Annotated in this window: 1 pseudogene; it reads right to left on the reverse strand. The window is 36.4% G+C overall.

Features of this window, described 5'->3' with window-relative positions:
• Window positions 1-20 precede the first annotated feature (20 nt).
• Window positions 21-841: pseudogene (locus B5J94_RS10065) on the reverse strand (IS5 family transposase).
• Window positions 842-843 lie beyond the last annotated feature (2 nt).

The raw sequence follows: 843 nt of genomic DNA on the forward strand, positions 1-843 counted from the left end.
ACATTAGACCTCTTTCCAAACTACCCCAGCTCAAAATTATAAATCGCAGAAATTAGATTCACCCTTAATCCAAATCTTTTTCTGCGATTGCGGTAGCGACATGATAAGATTTTAAAACACTTGAGTTTCCCAATGACATGTTCATTGGTTACTCGCTTGGATGATAACTTGCGATTTGCTTTTTTATCTGCTTTGGTTAAAGGTTTAAGTTTTGTCTTTTTCTTTGGTAGTTGGCTATTTGCATGAGTTTGTTGTATGCCTTGATAGCCTGAATCTACTTAAATCAAAATACTTTGTTTGATGGTTATTTTTGATGATTGGTAGAGTTTAAAGTCATGCATGCCTTCTCTACCAACATGGGTGCATAGTATTCTCTTACTCTTTTTATCAACAACAATTTGTGCTTTTAAGGTATGACGTTTCTTTTTGCCTGAGTACTGTCGCCTTTGCTTTTTTTAGGTCTCTCTATGGGGATTTCTGTGGCATCAATGAGTACAGTTTCAAGGTTGTTGTCTTGCCATAAGGCTTTTTTACCTGGCAAGGCAAAGTCTTTGTGATTGATGAGTATACCTTCCACCCATTTAATTGCCTTGCACACAGCACTTTTAGTAATACCAAAGTCTTGGGCTATGTGAAATTGACTGCGGTATTCTCTGTAGTAGTTTAAGGTTATGACAAGTTTACTCTCTGGGCTAATTTTGGCTTTTCTACCGCCTTTTTTATGTTGTTCATTGTAGGCTTCTTGTAGTATTGTAAGCATGTGTTGATAAGTAGTTCTTTTTATACCAAAGTATCGTTTAAACTCACTGTCGTTTAGTTTTTCAGCTTGCTTGGGTGTCATGT

Source organism: Moraxella lacunata, assembly GCF_002027545.1.
Classification (GTDB): domain Bacteria; phylum Pseudomonadota; class Gammaproteobacteria; order Pseudomonadales; family Moraxellaceae; genus Moraxella; species Moraxella lacunata.